Source organism: Leptotrichia sp. OH3620_COT-345, from assembly GCF_003932895.1.
GTDB lineage: Bacteria > Fusobacteriota > Fusobacteriia > Fusobacteriales > Leptotrichiaceae > Pseudoleptotrichia.
Map to the genome: position 1 here is coordinate 115,619 of NZ_RQYW01000005.1, position 21,968 is coordinate 137,586.

20 protein-coding genes are annotated in these 21,968 nt (G+C 30.7%); 15 read left to right on the forward strand and 5 right to left on the reverse strand.

What is annotated here, in order from left to right; all coding sequences use genetic code 11:
* The first annotated feature begins 5 nt into the window (after positions 1–5).
* Both EII29_RS04600 and EII29_RS04605 read left to right on the forward strand, forming a co-directional pair.
* Entirely contained in the window at positions 6–596 is a 591-nt protein-coding gene (locus EII29_RS04600) for an XTP/dITP diphosphatase (RefSeq protein WP_125236364.1), read from the forward strand.
* Positions 597–728: 132 nt separating this feature from the next.
* Positions 729–1,133, forward strand: coding sequence for a DJ-1/PfpI family protein (locus tag EII29_RS04605; protein ID WP_199726023.1), 405 nt, complete (start codon positions 729–731; stop codon positions 1,131–1,133).
* Positions 1,134–1,426: 293 nt separating this feature from the next.
* On the opposite strand, the gene EII29_RS04610 is transcribed toward EII29_RS04605, so the two are convergent.
* Complete coding sequence (locus EII29_RS04610; protein ID WP_125236365.1) at positions 1,427–2,089, reverse strand: GntR family transcriptional regulator; 663 nt, start codon at positions 2,087–2,089, stop codon at positions 1,427–1,429.
* 282 nt (positions 2,090–2,371) lie between these two features.
* Here EII29_RS04610 and fdrA point away from each other — a divergent pair, with 282 nt between their 5' ends.
* From fdrA to EII29_RS04635, 5 genes are all read left to right on the forward strand, one after another.
* Positions 2,372–5,371, forward strand: coding sequence for a DUF1116 domain-containing protein (gene fdrA, locus EII29_RS04615; RefSeq protein WP_125236366.1), 3,000 nt, complete (start codon positions 2,372–2,374; stop codon positions 5,369–5,371).
* Complete coding sequence (locus EII29_RS04620) at positions 5,371–6,162, forward strand: DUF2877 domain-containing protein (protein WP_125236367.1); 792 nt, start codon at positions 5,371–5,373, stop codon at positions 6,160–6,162. The genes fdrA and EII29_RS04620 overlap by 1 nt, the downstream gene beginning before the upstream one ends.
* A gap of 1 nt (position 6,163) precedes the next feature.
* Positions 6,164–7,432: an MFS transporter gene (locus EII29_RS04625; protein WP_125236368.1), complete on the forward strand. Its 1,269-nt coding sequence runs from the start codon at positions 6,164–6,166 to the stop codon at positions 7,430–7,432.
* 61 nt (positions 7,433–7,493) lie between these two features.
* Positions 7,494–8,561, forward strand: a complete 1,068-nt coding sequence (gene allD, locus EII29_RS04630) for an ureidoglycolate dehydrogenase (protein ID WP_125236369.1) — start codon at positions 7,494–7,496, stop codon at positions 8,559–8,561.
* A gap of 42 nt (positions 8,562–8,603) precedes the next feature.
* Positions 8,604–9,863 (forward strand): dicarboxylate/amino acid:cation symporter, encoded by a 1,260-nt coding sequence (locus EII29_RS04635; RefSeq protein ID WP_125236370.1) that lies wholly within the window; start codon positions 8,604–8,606, stop codon positions 9,861–9,863.
* Positions 9,864–10,092: 229 nt separating this feature from the next.
* On the opposite strand, the gene EII29_RS04640 is transcribed toward EII29_RS04635, so the two are convergent.
* On the reverse strand, positions 10,093–10,389 hold the full coding sequence (locus tag EII29_RS04640; RefSeq protein WP_199726024.1) for a YciI family protein: 297 nt from the start codon (positions 10,387–10,389) through the stop codon (positions 10,093–10,095).
* A gap of 37 nt (positions 10,390–10,426) precedes the next feature.
* Entirely contained in the window at positions 10,427–11,677 is a 1,251-nt protein-coding gene (locus EII29_RS04645) for a Glu/Leu/Phe/Val dehydrogenase (protein ID WP_125236371.1), read from the reverse strand.
* Between the two features lie 712 nt (positions 11,678–12,389).
* Between EII29_RS04645 and kdsA the strand changes: the two genes are divergently transcribed.
* The 4 genes from kdsA to lgt are packed head-to-tail and all read left to right on the forward strand — an operon-like array spanning position 12,390 to position 16,703.
* Positions 12,390–13,226: a 3-deoxy-8-phosphooctulonate synthase gene (gene kdsA / locus EII29_RS04650; RefSeq protein WP_125236372.1), complete on the forward strand. Its 837-nt coding sequence runs from the start codon at positions 12,390–12,392 to the stop codon at positions 13,224–13,226.
* Between the two features lie 34 nt (positions 13,227–13,260).
* Positions 13,261–14,679, forward strand: coding sequence for an NADP-dependent glyceraldehyde-3-phosphate dehydrogenase (locus EII29_RS04655; protein ID WP_125236373.1), 1,419 nt, complete (start codon positions 13,261–13,263; stop codon positions 14,677–14,679).
* Positions 14,680–14,732: 53 nt separating this feature from the next.
* The gene (locus EII29_RS04660) at positions 14,733–15,824 is read left to right on the forward strand and encodes an alanine--glyoxylate aminotransferase family protein (protein WP_125236374.1); all 1,092 of its coding nucleotides are present in this window, start codon (positions 14,733–14,735) and stop codon (positions 15,822–15,824) included.
* A complete protein-coding gene (gene lgt, locus EII29_RS04665; protein WP_125236375.1) occupies positions 15,825–16,703 on the forward strand; it encodes a prolipoprotein diacylglyceryl transferase in 879 nt (292 codons plus the stop codon).
* Between the two features lie 420 nt (positions 16,704–17,123).
* Here lgt and EII29_RS04670 read toward each other — a convergent pair whose 3' ends face one another.
* Positions 17,124–17,684, reverse strand: coding sequence for a DUF5320 domain-containing protein (locus tag EII29_RS04670; protein ID WP_148096404.1), 561 nt, complete (start codon positions 17,682–17,684; stop codon positions 17,124–17,126).
* A 193-nt stretch (positions 17,685–17,877) separates the two neighbouring features.
* Here EII29_RS04670 and EII29_RS04675 point away from each other — a divergent pair, with 193 nt between their 5' ends.
* The 3 genes from EII29_RS04675 to rimM are packed head-to-tail and all read left to right on the forward strand — an operon-like array spanning position 17,878 to position 19,408.
* Positions 17,878–18,441: an RNA methyltransferase gene (locus tag EII29_RS04675; protein WP_125236377.1), complete on the forward strand. Its 564-nt coding sequence runs from the start codon at positions 17,878–17,880 to the stop codon at positions 18,439–18,441.
* A 26-nt stretch (positions 18,442–18,467) separates the two neighbouring features.
* Entirely contained in the window at positions 18,468–18,875 is a 408-nt protein-coding gene (locus EII29_RS04680) for a PTS-dependent dihydroxyacetone kinase phosphotransferase subunit DhaM (RefSeq protein ID WP_125236378.1), read from the forward strand.
* 20 nt (positions 18,876–18,895) lie between these two features.
* Positions 18,896–19,408 carry a ribosome maturation factor RimM gene (gene rimM, locus EII29_RS04685; RefSeq protein ID WP_125236379.1) on the forward strand — a complete coding sequence of 171 codons (513 nt, stop codon included), beginning with the start codon at positions 18,896–18,898 and terminating at the stop codon, positions 19,406–19,408.
* Between the two features lie 438 nt (positions 19,409–19,846).
* Here rimM and EII29_RS04690 read toward each other — a convergent pair whose 3' ends face one another.
* Positions 19,847–20,626, reverse strand: coding sequence for an alpha/beta fold hydrolase (locus EII29_RS04690; RefSeq protein ID WP_125236393.1), 780 nt, complete (start codon positions 20,624–20,626; stop codon positions 19,847–19,849).
* A 537-nt stretch (positions 20,627–21,163) separates the two neighbouring features.
* On the opposite strand from EII29_RS04690, the gene trmD reads away from it, so the two are divergent.
* On the forward strand, positions 21,164–21,949 hold the full coding sequence (trmD, locus tag EII29_RS04695) for a tRNA (guanosine(37)-N1)-methyltransferase TrmD (protein ID WP_125236380.1): 786 nt from the start codon (positions 21,164–21,166) through the stop codon (positions 21,947–21,949).
* Positions 21,950–21,968: the final 19 nt, after the last annotated feature.

The window sequence follows — 21,968 nt, forward strand, 5'->3', positions numbered from 1 at the left end:
ATGAGATGAAAATTTTTCTTGCCACAAAAAATAAAGGAAAAATAAAAGATTTTGAAAAATTGATAGAGGGATTGGATATACAAATACTAACAATACTGGATAATATAAACATTCCTGATGTAATAGAAGATAAAGAAACATTTGAAGAAAATTCGGCTAAAAAGGCTTCAGAAATAGCAAAATATACAGGAATTATAACTATTTCGGATGATTCGGGATTATGTGTTGATGTTTTAAACGGTGAACCGGGAGTGTATTCAGCGAGATATTACGGTGAAGGAGCAACGGACGAATTGAATATTAAAAAACTTCTGGAAGAACTTAAAAGTATAAAAAAAGATGACAGAACAGCTTATTTTGTATCTGTTGTCAGTATAGCCTTTCCGGATGGAACTGTAAAATCTTTTAGAGGAGAAACTAAAGGAGAAATTTTATTTAAAAAAGAGGGAAATAATGGTTTCGGATACGACCCTGTATTTTATTCATATGATTTGAATAAATCTTTCGGACTTGCAACTCCTGAAGAGAAAAAAAGTGTCAGTCATAGAGGACGTGCATTTAGAAAATTGAGAGAGGAAATTTTGGAAAGGTTGTAAGGAATATGAAAAAAACGGCAGTCCTAATATATAATTCATTTTGTAATTTTGAATTTAGTATATTATTGGAAATATCAGCAATGAATAAAAAATCTATTACAGTTTTTTCCAAGGATATTTCTCCTATAAGAAGTGAAGAGGGAGCCCGATAAGAGAATATCTGAACTTGATATTAATGAATATAATTCATTGATTTTGACAGGAGCCTATGATATAAGGGAAGCCATTGAAGATGATGAAATTATAAATTTTATTAAAAAATTTAACGTGGAAAGTTATGTCATAGGTGCTGTTTCTATAGCTCCGATATTACTTTTAAAAGCAGGAATTTTTAAAAAAAAATTCATAGCGGGAGTAAATAAAGAAGAACTGCATGAAGAAGGTTTTCTTGAAAAAGATCTTAAATATATGATAAACTGGAATGAAGCTTTGGAAAATCCAATGATTGAAGGATATATTAAGGACAAAAATATTATTACAGCTGTTTCTTATGGCTTTATAAATGGTCAATGGTTATTGCAAAAGAACTTGCTTTAAACGTAAATCCTAAGTCTTTCGGATTATAAAATCATCAGAAATGACATAAAGATATAATATAAAATAAAATAATTATTTAAAAGTATTAACAGTGTTATACTCGGATAAGTATTTTAGATTATCGGATAAGTAAAAATAAGGATTTATTCGGATAGTTTTGGAAGATGATAAAAACTTAAAAAGGAAAAATTATTTTAAAAAATCATAAAAACAAATAAAGATAATTTAATATGAATAAATGAAAAAAACAGCTCTTAATAATTTTAATTTACTTAAAATAAAGAGCTGTTTTGTTATATGTTCAAATTGTCCAGATTCTTAAAAAAGTCCATTTGTGCAGCTTCTACATGTTTTTCACATAATTCTTTAATAGTTTCAATAGGAGTTTTATCATTTAAAATTAAATTTATAATATTTATATGTTCTTCTATGGCTTCTAATCTACGATTGTCAGGACCGTATAAAACTTTTCTTATACGTTCCAGATGATCATAAACCAGCGTCATCTGTTTTGAAAAAAAGAAGTTTCCACAATTTTCAGCAAAAAAATATTTATATCCTCCATAAAGTTTATCAAATTCTGCTCCGCTTACATTATCTTTCCGTTCCATTTTTTCAAACTTTTTTCTAAAATCCAAAAGAGAAGATTTAAGTTCAGTCCTATCCAGAAATAAAATTGTCAGTTCCACTAAAAGAGGTTCGATTCTTGAACGAACTTGAAAAACATCTTTTATAAGTTTTAAATCTATTTCGGTTACAGATACTGATTTTCTAGGATTAATAATAACAAAATTTTCATTTTCCAGTTGAGAAAGAGCTTCCTTTACGGGAGTTTTACTTATGGAAAGCTCTTCAGCTATTTTTCTTTCATGTATAATTTCCCTTTCTTTATATTCGTTGTTCATTATTTTACTTTTTATATATTCGTATGCTAATGTATCCAATTTTTTTTTCATATTTTGTACTCTTATAATGAGCTTCTCCTCTCCATATCCATATTTTTTTGAACAGTTATAAGTTATCACAGCTTTATTATAATGTCAACATTTTTAAAGAAAAAAAATAAAATAAAAAAATAAAATTGAAAATAGCTTTAAATATTGAGTTTTTATTAATCTGAAATATCACATATAACAAAAAATAAAAATATTTTTAATAATAATATTGACTATTTGAAATTTCATACTATAATAATAATAGAAAATGAATTTAAAATTATAAAATAAAGGAGGAGTAAAATGCTTTATACAGTATTAAAGGAAAACAGTTATCAGGATTCAATAAATCTGATGTTGTTGACAAATCATATCAGTATAATGAAAGGGATAAACAAAGTACAGGTTATGATGGGGACCGATGCCAATAAAGATATTTTCAACACTGCGGGACTTCTTTCAGAAGAAGCCGCAAAAGCAAAACCGAGTGATATGGTGGTAGTAATCGATACAGACAATGAGTCGGTTGTGAAAGAAGCTTTGGAATCAATTGATAGATTTTTATCCGATTTATCTGTAAAAAAAGAAACAGGGATTCAGAAATCAGTAAGAAATTGGTCACAGGTAAAAGAAGTAATGCCTGATGCCAATATGGCATTGATTTCAGTGCCGGGAATTTATGCTGCTGTGGAAATAGAGAATGCAATTGATAATGGGTTACATGCTTTTGTTTTCAGTGATAATGTTCCAAAAAGCGAAGAAGTGAGATTGAAAAAAAAGGCACATGAAAAAGGACTTCTGGTGATGGGACCTGATTGCGGAACAGGGATTATAAGTAATGTGCCTCTTGCTTTCACAAATGTTGTTCGTCCGGGAAATATAGGAATAGTCGGAGCTTCAGGAACAGGAATACAGGAAATTTCTACAATTATTGAAAAACTTGGAGGAGGAGTTATTCATGCAATTGGTACGGGAGGACGTGACTTGTCAACAGAAGTAGGAGCCGTAACTATGAAAGATGCTTTAGTGGGACTTGCACATCATGATCCGACAGATGTAATAGCAGTTGTTTCCAAGCCTCCTGCAAAAGAAGTTAAAGATGATGTAATACAGTTGTTACATTCACTAAAAAAACCCGTAGTTGCCATCTTCTTGGGAGAAAAGCCTGAATATCATGAAGGAAATGTTTATTTTGCTCATACATTGGAAGAATGTGCAAAAATTGCAACAGATCTTGCTAAAGGAGAAAAAGTCAAAGCAAATTATCAGAAGAAGCTTGATATAACTGCTCAGGACAATAGCATTTCAGGTAAAACTGTAAAAGGATTATATTCAGGAGGAACTTTGGCATACGAGGCTGCAATGCTTGTAGGAGAAGCTTTGAAATTATCTTCGTCAGCAAAGGAAGAAGGATATATGCTGAAAACTGACGGATTTGAAATAATGGATTTAGGAGATGACATTTATACTCAGGGAAAACCTCATCCTATGATTGATCCGAGTGTGCGTATTGAAAAGCTTCGTGAATTTGGAGCAGATTCTAAAACAGGAATTATTTTGTTGGATGTAGTTTTAGGATACGGAGCACATGATGATATGGCAGGAGAACTAGCTCCGGTTATAAAAGAAATATTGAAAAAAGCTGAAGCTGAAAACAGAAAACTTTACGTAATCGGAACAGTGTGTGGAACAAAAGGAGATCCTCAAAATTACGAAAAATCTCAAAAAATTCTGGAAGAAGCAGGAATGCTTGTTAAAGAAAGTAATGCTGCTGCATTGAGATTGGCATTGAATTTAATGGGAACCGATATTGATGAACCTGATAAAGAATTTAAAGAATATACAGGAAAAGTAAATGATTTACCTGGAATAAGTGGAGCAATAAGTGAGCTTCTTTCTACTAAACCTAGAGTTATCAACATAGGAGTTGCAGGATTTGCTGAACCTGTAATACAGTATGGAGGAACTTGTACACAATTTGAATGGAAACCTATAGCAGGAGGAAACCAGAAACTTATTAAAATTTTACAACAGCTAAAACATATGGAAAATCTTGAAAAAGAAAATGATATAGTAGTTGAAGCTATGAAAAATTCAGCTCCTTACTTAATAGATGTCGTACCTGCACATACTGTAATACCGGAAATAAACGGAAAAGCACTTTTACATGCAGGATCGCCTATAAAGTATGAAGAAATGACAGGACCTATGCAAGGTTCATGCATCGGTGCCGCATTATTTGAAGGTTGGGCAAAAGATGAAGCTGAAGCACGAAAACTTTTAGAAACAGGCGGAGTGACATTTATCCCTTGTCATCATGTGAAAGCTGTAGGACCTATGGGAGGGATAACTTCCGCAAATATGCCTGTACTTGTAGTTGAAAACAGACTTACAGGGAATCACTCTTACTGTACATTAAACGAAGGAATAGGAAAAGTCTTGCGTTTCGGTGCTTATTCCGAAGAAGTTGTAGACAGACTGCACTGGATGAAAGATGTATTAGGTCCTGTTTTAGGAAAAGCGGTAAGACAGGTTGAAGGCGGAGTAAACTTAAATGTAATCATTGCTAAAGCTATTACAATGGGTGATGAATTCCATCAACGTAATATTGCGGCAAGTTTACTGTTCCTGAAAGAAGTGACACCGCTTATAGTGACACTTGATATGGATGATAAAATGAAAAAAGATGTTATACAGTTTTTAGCAAATACAGATCAGTTTTTTCTTAATATTATGATGGCGACAGGAAAAGCGGTTGTAGACGGAGCCCGTGTCAATAAAATGGGAACTATAGTTACAACTATGACACGTAATGGAAAAGATTTCGGAATACGTGTGAGCGGTCTTGGAGATGAATGGTTTACTGCTCCTGTAAATACCCCTAAAGGACTTTTCTTTACAGGATTTACTCAAGATGATGCAAATCCTGACATAGGAGACAGTGCAATTACTGAAACAGTAGGTGTAGGAGGAATGACAATGATAGCTGCTCCGGGAGTAACGAGATTTGTTGGAGCGGGAGGCTTCAAGGATGCTTTAAAAGTCAGTGATGAAATGTCTGAAATATGTACTACACATAACCCTAATTTTGCAATACCTACTTGGGATTTCAAAGGAGCACCTCTCGGAATAGATATAAGAAAAGTAGTTGAAACAGGAATTACTCCTATTATAAATACAGGAATAGCTCATAAAAATGCAGGAGTCGGACAAGTAGGAGCAGGAACTGTAAGAGCACCGTTAGCATGCTTTGAACAGGCATTAATAGCATATGCAAAACATATCGGTCTGGACATTGATTAATGGCGGAATTATATCGAAAATACAAAGATGATAAAGAAACAGGGAGTATCAGTAAGCTGGTACTCCTATATCTGAAAAAGTATAATACAGGATATATTCACAGTGTGTTTAATCATTCTCTAAATATACGGTTTGGTGAAAATTTAATTCATATTTCAGGAGAAAACAGGGGATTAGTGAGTTTCGGGTGTTCCATATCGGAAAAGAAAGTAAAAGAACTTATATTAAATGTTGATATAGATAATATTGTAATGAAAAAAGGGGAAAGTTTGCTTTTTTATAAGCGGTCGGGAATTGAAAAATTAAATCTTTCAGGATTAAAGACAATAAATTTAGAAATCAAAAATATAAAAAAATCAGAAGGAATATTGAAAAAAATATTCGAATATCTGAAAAATATAGATTTTAATCAGAAAACAGGAATAAAAACAGATAAAGTTATAAAATATTTACAAAACGGAATTACGACGGAAAGCCAGAAATATTTAACAGGAAGAGGAAAAGGACTTACTCCAAGTGGTGATGATATTTTACTCGGATATGGTTTAGTATCCTGTATATATGTTGAAAATGTCAAACTGATATATGGGGATTTGACTACAGATATAAGTAGACAGTATTTTGATGCATTTAACAGAGGCTATGTAAATCAAACTTTATTTGAATTATTTTCCGGAAATATTGAAAATTCAGTTTCAAATATTACTAAAATAGGGCATACTTCAGGATATGACATATTATTCGGAATTTTTTTGGGAATAAAAAATCTTTTGGAAAAATGGAGGAAATAAGATGAGCAGTATGTTGGAAAAACGATATAAAGCGATGAACGTATCGGAGCGTTATTGGTGGAAAGTAGTGGCATTATGTTTTGTAGGATGGATTTTAATGTATGCTGACAGAACAATTTTAAATCCTGTTATGGGAAAAATAGCAGAGCAATTTAACTTAAGTAATACTCAGTTGGGAGCTCTTAACAGTGTATTTTTCCTGACTTATGCAATAATGCAGATTCCTTTCGGGATAGCGGGAGATATTATAGGAAGAAGAATTGTAATTACACTTGGATTTATATTATTTGGAGTAGGTACATTTTTAAGCGGAATAGCAAGTGGAATAGGGATTTTAATGATTTATCGTGCTATAACGGGAATAGGTGAAGGAGCATATTATGGACCTCAGTATGCATTATCAGGAGAGGCGATACCGGCTAAAAGTTTGACTTTGGGAACAGCTATAATAAATAGCGGTATGGCATTTGGAACTTCGGGAGGATATCTTCTTTCAAGTTATTTAGTTCTTGAAAAGGGAAATCACTGGAGTTTACCATTTTTCATTATGTCGGTTCCTACTATTATAATAGGGATAATGTTTATGTTTTTAAAAGAAAGAGTTATAAAGCCAGAAGATGCTGACAAAAAGAAAGAAGAAGTCAATAAAGAGGAAACTGTAAAAGCTAAAAAATCCGGATTGTCAGTATTTAAGAATAAAAACTTGTTATGTGCATTCCTGTTACTTTTCTGTTCAATTTATGCAAATTTTGTAATACTTACATGGTTACCTAAGTTTTTACAGGCTGAAAGAGGATTTGAAGGGACAAGTGTCGGATTTATAGCTTCATTGGTTCCATGGGCTTCAGTACCGGGAGCATTGATAATTTCAAGACTGTCAGATAAGCTTAAAAAGACAAAATTGTTTGTTTTCTCTTTAGTTCCTTTGGCATTAATTTCCACATTCGGAATGGCGTTTGTAACAGATAGGGGATTACTCATATTTATGCTTATATTATACGGATTAACGGGAAAATTGGCATTGGATCCTATATTAGTAGCGTATGTAACGAAAAATTCTCCTAAAGAAGCCTTGGGAACAGCTTTAAGTGCATACAATTTTATAGGTATGTCGGCAGCGATTACAGCACCTATCGTAACAGGATGGATAGCGGATAAGTTCGGTTCAATGCAAGCAGGATTTTATCTTGCAGCAGTTCTTTTACTTGTAGGTATGTTTATATTCAGTGCAGCAAGTGAAAGTGGAAGTCAGGAAAGTGTTAAAGCATAGAAAAAGTTAAAGAAGATTGAAAAGGGATAAAAAATAATATATTTTATATGAGGTGAGATAAATGAGTGATGTAGTTATAGTATCGCCAAAGGAATTACACAATCTTATTCAAAATAAATTGGAAAAAGCGGGATTGAAATCGGAACATGCAGATGAAGTGGCAAGGCATTTGGTATTTGCCGACAGCTGCGGTATTCATTCACATGGGGCTGTCCGTGTAGATTATTATGCTGAAAGAATAGCAAAAAAAGGGGTTACTATAGAACCGGAAATGTATTTTGAAAAAACGGGACCGAGTACAGGGATTTTCCATGGAGATAATGCAATTGGACAATATGTTGCCAATGAGGCATTGAAATATGCCATAGAGATGGCAAAAGAAACGGGAGTATCTGTAGTTGGAGTTTCAAAATTAAGTCATAGTGGAACCATGGCTTACTATTTAGAAGAAATTACAGCAAATGACCTTATAGGTATTTCTATCTGTCAATCAGACCCTATGGTAGTACCTTTTGGCGGAAGAGAACCTTATTACGGAACAAATCCTATAGGATTTGGAGCACCGTCTGCCGGGAAATTACCTATTATATTTGATATGGCAACTTCCGTTCAGGCATGGGGGAAAATTCTGGATGCCCGTTCAAAAAATCTTGAAATTCCTGATACATGGGCAGTGGATAGAAGAGGTGTACCTACTACAAATCCTCAAGATGTGGGAGCGTTATTACCTATTTCAGGACCGAAAGGATACGGTTTGATGATGATGGTAGATATTCTTTCAGGATTAATGTTAGGATTGCCTTTCGGAGGACATGTATCGTCAATGTATGATAAAATGTCTGAAGGAAGAGATTTAGGTCACACATTTATAATAATTGATCCTGCGAAATTTATGGACATAAATAAATTTAAAGAAAATATAGCAAAAACCCAGGAAGAACTTCACAATATTCCTGCAGCTGAAGGATTTAAACAAGTTTATTATCCGGGAGAAACATCTCAACTTACATATGAAAAATATCAGAAAGAAGGAATTCCTGTTGAAAAGGGGATATATGAATATTTAATTAGCGACATAGTCCATTACGATAAATTCGGAGGACAGAGTGCTTTTGCAAGTAAAAAATAATTATAGTTTACTCCTAAAATATAAGAAAAGGAGAGATAATAAATGCCTGAAAATAAAAAAATGTTTCATTTGTCATTAACTAATCAGATATTGATAGCTACTTTTGGAGGTATTATATTCGGAGGTATTGTTGGAGAATGGTCCTCAAATTTAAAGGTGTTTGGAGATATATTTTTAAGACTTATCCAAATGTCTGTTATAATGTTAGTTATGTCTGCCGTTATAGTAGCAGTAGGTAGAGGAAACAGCAGTGATACTGGAAAAATGAGTATTCATACTTTTAAATGGATCATATTTTTTACTCTTATTTCGGCTTTTATGGGAGCGGGACTTGCATATCTCATTCAGCCCGGAACAGGAGTTGCACATATGACTGAAGTAGGTAAAAATGTAACAACTGCGGGTCCGATTCAGGACAGCTCACTAAAAGATACAATACTTGCTTTTTTTACGACAAATGTATTTTCAGCTATGGCAAGCAGTGCAATGGTACCATGTATAATATTTTCGCTGTTTTTTGGAACAGCAATGTCTCAATATATAAAAGATACAGGAAAAACTATTATTTTAGACTGGGTTACGGCTATTAATGAAATTATAGTTAATATAATAAAAAATGTAATGAAAATATCACCTATAGGAATATTTTGTCTATTAGCGGATGTGACAGGAAGTAAAGGATTTACAGTAGTAATACCTATGATAAAATTTCTTGGGATATTAATTATAGGAGGGATTCTCCAATTAATAATTTATGGTTTTATGACAGCTTTCATATGTAAAGTAAGTCCGTTTAAAATGCCTAAGAAATTTGCCAAAATGTCTATTATAGCTCTTACAACTACATCAAGTGCCATAACCCTTCCTACAAAAATGGAAGATTCGGTGACAAAATTCGGCGTCAGCAGAAAAGTAGCCGATTTTACAGGGCCGATAACAATGTCTATGAATTCATCAGGCTGGGCATTATGTAATGTCACTGCAATATTTTTCATGGCTCAATTTTCAGGAGTACATCTTACAACTTATCAGATGGTAATGGCTGTAATACTTTCCTGTTTGATGTGTATGGGTAGTGTTGTTGTACCGGGGGGAGCAATTATAGTTTATACATTTTTAGCAACTTCTATGGGGCTACCTCTTGACAGTATAGCTGTTCTTATAGGAATAGACTGGTTCTCAGGAATGTTCAGAACGTTAAATAATGTTGATATAGATGTATATGTCGCTATGCTTGTGGCAAATAAAATAAATGAATTTGACAGAGATGTGTATAATGATCTTAAAATTGTAGAATATTAAAATTCTATATGGGATTTCTATATAAGTATGCAGTAAAAAGTTAATTTTTATTATGTAGAGACTCGATGTCAAGAAAGATAAAATATATAAAAACTTTAAAAATTTAAGCTGTATTAATTTTTTAATTTTTTGTTTATATATTAAATATAAATTATTTAAAAATACAGATTAAGAAAAAACCGCCTTCAGAATATTTTCGGGCGGTTTCTTTTTAAACCTTATAAAATACTTATTTAATAAATGTTTCAAATTTTTCTGCATATTTTGCAGGGGTAAATTCAATTATTTCAAAATCTGCAAGTTCATTTATGTAGAAGGGATCTTCTTTTAAAATAGCTTCCAGTTCTTCTTTTGTAACATTATGAGCTAATATTACACCTCCAACCGGAGGAGTCTGCCTTCCTGAAACAATAAATTTTCCTGTTTTGTAATATATATCTAAAAAATCCAGATGTGCCGGGCGAAATTTACTTATTTCATCTAATGGTTTTTTATAAGTCAGTATTGCTATAAATATATTTTTCATAAGTCGACAGTCCTTTCCTTAGAAATATTTTAAAAAATTAAAACCAACCTCTTAACTTCATTGCTTTAGAAATTTTTTCAATACTTTTCATATAAGAAGCATTTCTTAAATCAACTTTATATTTATCGGCTAAATCCCATACATCTTCAAATGCTTTTGAAAGAAGAGAAGCTTCTTTTTGTTGAACTTCATTAAATTCCCAGTAGTATCCTTGTAGATTTTGTACCCATTCAAAATAGGAAACTACAACTCCTCCTGCATTTGCAAGAATATCAGGAACAACAACAATTCCCTTTTTAAACAGAACTTTGTCAGCTTCAGGAGTAGTAGGCCCGTTAGCTCCTTCTGTAATAACTTTTGCTTTAATTCTGTCGGCATTTTCAGAAGTAATTTGATTTTCCAATGCACAAGGTGCTAAAACATCAACTTCCAGTTCAAGAAGTTCTTTATGAGGGATCTCTTTCCCATATCCGTTATTTTTTACAAATCCGTTTGCTTCCATTTCTTTTATTATTTTTTCCATATCAATTCCGTTTTCATTATAAAATGCAGTATCCACATTGGATATAGCGACAATTTTTGCTCCGTCCTTATGAGCATAGTAAGCCGTATAGTATCCTACATTTCCAAAGCCTTGTATTGCATAAGTAGAATTTTTAACTTCTTTTCCTAATTTTTTTAACGCTTTTTTAGCAGCAAGATGAACCCCGTATCCTGTTGCTTCAGTTCTTGCAAGGGAACCTCCAAATTCTAAAGGCTTACCTGTAAATACTCCCGGAGTGGATTTTTTTACAATTTCCTCATAGGCATCAACCATCCATGACATAATCTGACCGTTTGTATTTACATCCGGAGCAGGAATGTCAACTTTTTCTCCGATTAATGGAGCAATTGCTTTTGCATAACCTCTGGAAATTCTTTCCAGTTCTGCTGCAGAGTATTCTTTAGGGTTAATAGTTATTCCTCCTTTACCTCCCCCATAAGGAATACCTGCAACGGAACATTTAAAAGTCATCCATGTTGACAATGCTTTTACTTCATCTCTTGTTACATCAGGATGAAATCTTATTCCTCCTTTAAAAGGACCAACTGCATTATTATGTTGAGAACGATATCCTGTAAAAGTTTTTACTGTTCCGTTATCCAGTTTTACAGGAAATGAAACTTCCAAAACTCTCATAGGATCTTTTAAAATTTCATACACAGCAGGGTCTGTGTTTAATTTATCACACGCTGATTTTATCTGTTTCTGTGCAATTTCAAACGGATTTAAAGTTTCTTTTGCCATTATTCTGACTCTCCTTTCAAATTTATTTTCTTCCACATATAATTTATACTACAAAATAATATTAAAATGCAATATTTTTTATTCAGACATTATGTAAATTTCAGTTGAAATTTTTTAGAAAAGGATAGAAGGTGAGCATAAATAAAATTTATACTGATTAGTATAGTTTTAATTTAATGCCGATATAATTATAAATAATAAAATTAAAATTTTTAACAATAACAATATTTTTTAATAAAAAATATTAAGAAAAAAGTTGAAGTTATAACTATAAACAAAATATGAAAAAAATGGTATTTGAAGAAAAGATATAATATTAAAGTATTAGGACAGGACTTATACTTGAATTTGTTTACTTTTTTGTAAGTAAGTAATCTTCAATAAATTAGTTGAAAAATTTTAATTATTTGCCAGAAAAATTTGATATTTTTAATTTTTTTAATAAAGTTTAATATAATGTTTTACTAAAAATATATTTAAGTTTATCTTAGATAAAATTTTTCAAAAACATAAAAATATTACATAAAAAACAACAGGTAATGTCATATTCTCAAGCTGACTTTTTTACTTTTCAATATTAATAATAAAAAGATTAATGAAAAATTCAATAATAATATATACTATAAATGACATTTATTAATCATAAATACTTTTTTTTCAGTTAATATTATGATAAAATTATTTATATATTTTTACAGAAGGGATGTTTTATATGCTTATAAATAAAGTAAACGAAGTAAAAATTACTGATAATATTAAAGTAGGAAACGGAAAAATGTTTTTAATAGCCGGTCCATGTGTTATAGAATCAGAGGATCTGGTTATGGAAGTAGCTGAAAAAATGAAAGAGATTACTGATAAACTTGGAGTACAGTATGTATTTAAGGCATCGTTTGACAAAGCAAACAGATCATCTATCTCATCATTTAGAGGTCCGGGAATAGAAAAAGGACTTGAAATTCTTTCAAGAGTCAAAGAAAAGTACGGAGTAGCATTGGCAACTGATATTCATGAGCCTTGGCACTGTAAGGAAGCAGCAAAAGTGATAGATCTGCTTCAGATACCTGCTTTTTTATCAAGACAGACGGATCTTCTCATTGCCGCAGGCGAAACGGGGAAGGCTGTAAATATAAAAAAAGGGCAGTTTTTAGCTCCATGGGATATGAAAAATGTAGTAAAAAAATTTGAAGAAATAGGAAATAAAAATATAATGCTTTGTGAAAGAGGTGCAAGTTTTGGATATAATAATTTAGTTGTTGACATGAGAGGACTTCTTGAGATGAGAAAATTCAATTATCCGGTAGTTTTTGATGCTACACATTCAGTGCAGATACCCGGAGGACAGGGGGAAACTTCAGGAGGAAACAGCACTTATGTTTACCCCCTTGCAAGGGCGGCATTAGCAGTGGGAGTTGACGGAATATTTGCCGAAGTACATCCCGATCCTTCGATAGCCAAGTCAGATGGTCCTAATATGTTAAAATTAAATGATGTGGAAAATATATTAAAGCATTTACTGGAATATGACAAAATAACAAAAAAATATTAAAAATTGTAATGTGAAATGAAAAGAAGGAGAAAAGATGAAGTATACGAACTTACTTAATGGGGAATGGAAAGGATCGGAAAAGGCAATTAAAATATATTCACCTATAAATGGTGAAGAGCTTGGAACGGTTCCGTCAATGACAAGAGAAGAAGTGGATTATGCGATGGAAACCGCTAAAATAGCTTTGAATGACTGGAAAAATCTGGCTGTAATTGAAAGAGCTAATTATTTATATAAAGCTGCGGAAATTTTGGAAAGAGATAAGGAAATAATAGGAGAAATACTTGCAAAAGAAGTATCTAAAGGTATAAAAGCGGCGATAAATGAAGTTACAAGGACAGTGGAGCTTATAAGATATACTGCTGAAGAAGGAATGAGAACAGTTGGTGAAATAGTTGAAGGAGGAAGCTTTGAAGTGGTAAGTAAAAAGAAGATAGCTCTTGTCAGAAAAGAACCTATGGGCCTTGTACTTGCAATAGCTCCATTTAATTATCCTGTAAACCTTTCAGCTTCTAAAATAGCTCCGGCACTTATAGGAGGAAATGTCGTAATATTTAAACCGCCTACTCAGGGTTCAATAAGCGGACTGCTTCTTGTAAAGGCATTTTATGAAGCGGGAATTCCTAAAGGAGTTATAAATACAGTAACAGGAAAAGGATCAGAAATAGGAGATTATTTAATTGCCCATCCTATGGTTGACTTTATAAATTTTACAGGGAGTACACCTGTAGGAAAGAAAATAGGAGAAGTGGCAGGGATGCGTCCTATAATGCTTGAATTAGGAGGAAAAGACGGAGCAATAGTAATGGATGATGCCGATTTGGAAAAAGCCGCGAAAGATATAGTTAGCGGAGCATTCAGTTATTCAGGTCAGAGATGTACTGCGATAAAAAGAGTTCTTGTAATGGAAAATGTTGCAGATAAACTTTCAGAGTTGATAACTGAAGAAGTAAAAAAATTAAAAGTAGGAGATCCTTTTGATAATGCAGACATAACTCCTTTAATAGATAACAGAGCAGCAGATTTTATAGAAGGGCTTATAACGGATGCCAAGGAAAAAGGAGCAAAAGCTCTCACAAAATATAAAAGAGAGAAAAATCTTCTATGGCCGGTACTTTTCGATCATGTCACACTTGATATGAGAATAGCGTGGGAAGAGCCTTTTGGGCCTGTACTGCCTCTTATAAGAATAAAATCAATGGAAGAAGCTATAGAAATATGTAATGGTTCAGAATTCGGGCTTCAAACTTCAGTGTTTACAAGGGATATTATAAAAGCATTTCATATTGCGGAAAAACTTGAAGTAGGAACAGTTCAGATAAATAATAAAACTCAAAGAGGTCCGGATAATTTTCCGTTTTTAGGAATAAAGGGGTCCGGTGTCGGAGTGCAAGGTATAAAGTACAGTATTCAGAGTATGACGAAAGTAAAATCTATAGTAATTGATTTATAATGTGTTGTTTAATGCAGAATAAAAAATTATAATAAAAACAGGAGGAGAGTATTATGAGTTCTAAATTATTGCTTACTCCGGGACCTACAAATGTACCGGAGAGATATTTAAAAATACTGGGAAAGGATATTATACATCATAGAACCCCCGAATTTAGAAAAATGTTAAAAGAATCCAATGAAAATCTGAAAAAAATATTTAAAACAAATAACGATGTGAGTATTATTACAGCATCGGGTACAGGAGCAATGGAAGCTTCAGTAGTAAATTTTTTCTCAAAAGGGGAAAAAGTAATTGTTATAAATACAGGGTATTTTGGAGAAAGATATAAAAAAATATGTAAAATATACGGATTAAATGTAATAGAGCTGATTTATGAATTCGGAGAGGGATATAAACTTGAAGATGTAAAAAAAGCATTAAATGAAAATTCTGATATAAAAGGGATTTTAGTTACTCACAGTGAAACTTCCGCCGGTATACTGAATGATATAAAAGCGTTGGGCGAATTAACAAAAAATAGTGATATATTACTTATTGTAGATGCTGTCAGCGGACTTGTAGCAAATGAATTTGATTTTGAAAAATGGAATGTGGATGTAGCTGTTGCAGGAAGTCAGAAAGCCTTTTTAATACCTCCGGGATTATCTTTTGTAGCAATAAGTGACAAAGCTAAAAAAGCAATAGAAAAATCCGACTTGCCAAAATACTATTTCAGTATAAAGCAGTATGAGAAATATTTTTATGATTTGTCTGAAACTCCTTATACTCCGGCTATAGCATTAATCCTTGCATTACATGAATCATTAAAAGAACTTGTCGTAAAAGGTACCGATGTGACTGTAAAAGAAAAATATGAGTTAAGGAAATTAATAGAAGAAAAGGCTCAAAAGCTAGGGTTTACTTTACTTGTAAAAGAAGAAAAAAACAGAACTAATACTTTAGTGTCGGTTTATAAGGAAGGGATAGATATAAAAAGTATAATAAATGAGCTTGAAAATAAAGGATATACTGTTACGGGAGGAAAAGGAAAATATGCCGACAGTCTGATGAGAATAGGGATATTAGGAGAAATTTCCAAAGAACAGATAAATGATTTTTTTGTTGTACTTGAAGAAGAATTGAAAAAACAGTTAGGAGAATAAATGAAACCTTATTTATTTAAAATCGGTAACTTTGAGTTGAGGATATACAGTCTGATGTATATAATAGCTTTTCTTGTAGGAATATTCATAGCATCAAAAGATAAAGTAGCCGAAAAAAGAGGAATAAAAGATAAGAAAATGATAGAAGACTTTGCTTTCTGGGCAATAATTTCAGGTCTTATAGGAGCAAGGTTGTATTATGTGATTTTTAAATTCAGTGAGTATATGATCAGTCCTATTTCTATATTGAAAGTATGGGAAGGAGGGCTTGCAATACATGGAGGAATAATAGGAGGCCTTATTGGATCATATTTATATGCTAAAAAATATAACCTTAATATATGGGTATTGACTGATATGGGCGTAGGTCCTTTGTTATTTGGACAATTTTTAGGAAGATTCGGCAATTTGGCAAATGGTGAAGTTCACGGTGTTCCGACATTTACTCCTTTAAATGTAATATTTACAGGGAATTTCAATCAGTGGTGGATTTCATATCAGTCTATGTCTCTTGAAATGCAGGCAAAATTTAAAGAGCTCATTCCATGGGGAATAGTTTTTCCCAAAGATACTCCGGCAGGAATTGAATTTCCGGATTATCCTTTACATCCGGCAATGCTTTACGAATCATTTCTAAATTTGATAGGCTTTTTACTGCTCTGGTTTTATTTTAGGAAGAAAGAGTATAATCCGGGAGTATTAAGTATGATTTATCTCATAATATACGGAGTTATAAGAATTTTTGTAAGTACATTCAGAGCTGAAGACTTGATGGTTTACGGTATAAGAGCACCTTATATGATAAGTCTTTTAATGTTTGTATTTGCATTTATAGGAATAAAATATTTCGGTAGAAAGAACAGATTGTATAAAAAATAAAATTTAAAAAGGAGTATGCTATTTTTAGCAACTCCTTTTTAGTTTTTATATAACCGTTATTCCCTTTTATAAGATCAAATCATTAAAAATTTTTATTTATATTTTTATTTTGAACATTGTTTTACATAAATATTCTATAATATAAAATCATAATCTGCCAAATTTTTGAATTATTTGAATCTGGATAAAATAAAGCATTAAAAAATTTTCTTTTAAAATTAAGAGTTATCTTGCAATTGTAAAATGTACTAAATATGTATTTATGTAATTTTATAAAATAATAATTTTTGATTTTTAAATACATTATTTATAATTATAAGATTATTTTTAATTTATGAGATATTTTTCTGTTATTCCAATAAAAAATGGAAATACTGTTTGAAAGAATATTTAAGTATTTCCATTATAAAAAAATTTATTTTATCTGAACAGTCCTTTTTTAGTTTCCTGTTTTTTTATTAATTCATCAAGTTTATTTTCTATATTTTTCAGTGTATTTTCAAGAATTTCAACTTTATTTTTTAGATTTTCAATGTTTTCTTTAAAAAAATTACTGTTTTGTTCATTTATGACTAAAAGATTTTCCATGAAATTATCATTTTTATTTTTGGAATTTTCAAATTTTTCAAATATTTCTTCTGTAAATTTTTTAATTGTTTCTTTAAGTTCGATATCTGACTTACTTATGTCCATGGTGAAATTGATTAGTGCCTTTTCAATAGAAGAAAGTCTTTCCCTTAAAAAAGGGTAATCAAAACTTTTTAGGATTTCATTAGAATTTCTGGAAGAGTCTAAAATTTCATTCAGTTCTCTTAATCGGGAAATATTTATTTCGGATTTCTTAATTCCCGCTTTTAAATTTTCTTTTACAATATATGTTTTATTTTTTTCTTTTATAACTTCAAGTTGCCCTTTTTCAATACGATTATAAATGGTCCTTCTTGAAACGTTACGTTCCTTCATATACTCCTTTATTGACATCTTCAAAACTATCACCTCTTACCAATATTATATATAAATTCTCTAAGATAGTAAAGAGATTTTTTATCTTATCTTTCTAAAGTATACTGTTTTTATATGTCAAATATTTTTAAACAGGTTAAAAAATATAATAAAAAATGATATAATAAAACGAAAATGGAAAAAATGAAGAAAGGAGTGTTTAAAAAGTTTAATGAGAAATAACATTTATACCGCTTTAGTTCACTATCCCGTATATAACAGGAACAATGACACAGTGGCTACATCAGTTACAAATTTTGATATTCATGATATTTCGAGAACATGCAGAACATATGACATAAAAAAATATTTTATAATAACTCCTGTAGATGCACAACAGGAACTTACAAAAAGAATAATAGATTACTGGATTGAAGGAGATGGGATAGAATTTAATAAAAATAGAAATGAAGCTTTTGAAAATACAGTCTTGGAAACTTCAGTGCAGTCAGCTGTGGAAGCAATTTATAAAAATGAAGGAAAAATGCCGAGAATTATAACTACTTCAGCAAAAATATTTGAAAATACGGTTTCATATGAAGATTTAGGTAAAGAAATCACCACAGATGAAAACCCTTATTTAATTTTATTTGGAACAGGCTGGGGTTTGACTGAGGAAATAATGAATATGTCTTATAAAATACTTGAACCTATACGCGGAAAGACGAAATATAATCATTTATCGGTGAGAAGTGCCGTCTCAATAATACTTGACAGGCTGCTCGGAGAAAAATAAATTTAAAGAAAGGATTAAAATATAAAATGAAGAAAAAACTTGTAGGAATAGTAGTAGTCAGTCACAGTAATAGACTGGCAGAGGAAATTATAAACTTTTCAAAAGTATTACAGCAGGAAGAATTTAATATTGAAAATGGAGGAAATGTTCGTCAGGAAGTATATGGAACGAGTGCTGAAAATGTAAAGGAAGCGATGAAAAAAGCTGACAGTGGAAAAGGAGTTCTTATTTTTGTAGATATGGGAAGTTCAGTTTTTCACGCATTAAATGCAATAAAAGAATTAAAGCATGAAATCAGAGCCGAAATTGCTGATGCACCTTTAGTAGAGGGTGTAATATCTGCAGTTGCAGCCAATTTTGATAACGTAACATTGGAAGAATTAAAACAGATAGCAGAAGAAAGTAGAAGTTTTAAGAAAGTGAGAAGCAAATAATTGAAGGGGAAAAGAGAAAAATGGAAAATCTAATAAACATAGGTACTGTTGTAGGAACACATCACTTGACAGGAAGTGTAAAAGTAAATTCTATTTTTCAGGATACAGATTTAATATCAAATGAAAAAGTATTGTTGGAAAAAGAAGATAAACGAAAGCTTCTTACTGTAAAAAAAATTAAGAGGCTGAATGAAAAGAAGCTTATTATGGATTTTGAAGAAATAAAAGATATTAATTCAGCAAAGGAATTAAACGGATTTCAAATAAAAATAAGAAGAGATCTGTTGCCTGAAAAAAATGAAAATGAGTTTTATTTAAAAGATCTCCTTGGAGTGGAAGTCTTTGAAAAAGAAGAAAAAATAGGAGAAATTATTGATGTGATGGAAACAGCGGCACATAATATACTTATTATAGAAGATGTTTTAAACAAAAAAGAAATAATGATTCCTTTAGTAGACGAGTTTATAAAAAAAATAGATTTTAAAAATAATAGTGTAATAGTTGAACTTATTGAAGGAATGAGGAAAGAGTGAAACAGTATTTTAATTTTTCAATGAATAAAATATTTTCGGATATGAAATAATTTAAATCACGAATAAGTGTCTTGTAAATCAAAAATAATTCTATATTTAATATAGGAATTTATATAGAATGAAAATCATGATTTTTACTGAAATGATAAAAGCAGAAATAACAAGATTTATGATTAACATACTTTTGCATTTTACATAGCAAATCTTCATAATTAAAAATTTATTTTGAATTATAAAACATAAATTTAAAAACTGAAAGATATTGTTTTTCATTAATTTATGAAAACAGAAAAATACATAAAATTTATAATTTAATATATATTTTTAATTGTTGGAGTGACTTGTAGAGATTTATCGAAAATTTTTACAAAGTATAAGAAAAATCGGTAATATAAAAATGAGGACTACTATAGTCCTCATAAATATTATAAGCTAGCATTAAAAGAAGATTTCTTCAAATTTTCCATTAACAAAAATTTCACTGTCAATATTTGATATATGTCCGGCTTCAGGAACTTCTATATATGTTGAACCGTCTACTAATTTACTCATTTCTATACTTTCCTTCGGAGGTCTTGGTTCATCTTCATTTCCTACAATGAAATAAAGAGGGCATTTTATTTCACTTAATGTCTCCAATTTATCTTCTCTCCCGAAAATGGCTTTTCCTAAAATTACAATATCTTTTATTTTTTCCTGTTCAAAATTTTCCAGTCTTTTTATGAAATTTGCATAGTGGATATTTTCGTTATTGCATTTTTCTTTGGCAAAGAACATATTTGCAATCTGTTCGGCCATTGCAGGAGGGATTGTTTTAATCTGATCAATTGTGTCTAGCATTTGAAAATACAGTGCCTTTTTTTGAGGAGATTCTGCTCCTGAATAACTGTCCATCATTATAAGAGATTTGATTTTTTCTGCATCAGTTTCGTATAAATACGGAATGAGCATTCCTCCTACTGAAAGACCGATATAATGATATTCTTTTATCCCTTTTTCATCTATAAGTACTTTTATGTCTTCAGCTAAGTTTTTGAGGGAATAATTTTCATCTAATAAGGCAGTTTCTTTTCCGTGACTTGGTAAATCAATGGAAATACAGTGATATTTTTTAGACAGCAAATCTACCTGCCCGTTCCACATATTTCTGTCCCATAAATAGGAATGGACTAAAATAATAGTTTCTCCATTTCCTTTTTCTTCGTATGATAATTTTATTTTAATCATCTCCTTCTTTTATAATAAATATTTTTCTTTATAATAATTCATTATAGTATTTTTTATGTATAATTTCAACTGAAAAAGTAAAAACTAATTTATATTTATTGGAAAAATAAATCTTAATTTAATATTATTAAAATTATATGGGACTAATTAAGAAAAAAATAAATATAAAAAATAAATAAAACTTAAGGTTTTAAATCAAATATAATATATCAATTAATTTATCGGACAATCAGCAAAATTTAAAATAGATTATTAATTTTTTATATTTAAAATCATAATATTTAAATTTTAAAATATAAAAGAATATGGAAAGCAGGGCAATAAATATTATAAAAGAATTACTTTATATATTATTATATTTTGAAATTTTTATGTATCTGTGTTAATATATTTTTGAATATATTCTGAAAAAAATAAAAACTAAAAAATTTCGAGATATTATGAAGGATATTCAAATCGATTTTAACAAAATAAAATATATAAATTTTTTTAATGATATTGACAAGTATGAAACAGAAGGGAGAAAATATGAAATTTACAATATTAACTTTATTTCCTGAATTATTTGAAATATATTTATCTCAGACTATTATTCAGAGAGCCGTAGAAACAGGGATTATAAATTATGACATTGTAAATATACGTGATTATGCTTGGAATAAACATTCACAGATGGATGATATTCCCTTTGGAGGGGGAGCCGGAATGGTTCTAAAACCTGAAGCATACTGGAACTATTTTAATAAAAAATTTGATGTCGATAAATATGAAGAAAATATAAAAGATAGTGAAAGTGTCATGACTATAAATGAAAAACCGTATGTTATATTCATGTCACCTCAAGGTAAAACGTTAAATCATAAAAAGGTAACGAAGCTTTCTCTAAAAAAAGAAATTATTGTAATTTCAGGAAGATACGAGGGTCTTGATCAGAGAGTGATTGATAAATTTGTAGATGAAGAAATATCCATAGGAGATTATGTATTAAGTAGTGGAGATTTGCCGACATTGGTTCTTATGGATTCGGTAATAAGGATAAAAGAGGGGGTCATAAAAAAGGAATCTTTTGAAACGGATTCTTTTTATAACGGTCTGTTAGGATTTCCTCAGTATACACGTCCTATAGAAATAGACGGATACTTTGTACCTGAAGTTTTGAGAAGTGGAAATCATGCCAAAATAAATGAATACAGATATTATAAATCCATAGAAAAAACTTTGGAAAATAGAAAAGATTTAATAGAAAAGAAATTGGAAACTGATGATGAATTTAAAAAAGTGTATGCAAAGTTTTTTAAAAGTCGGAAAAAATAAAAAAACGGAAATAAAAAAT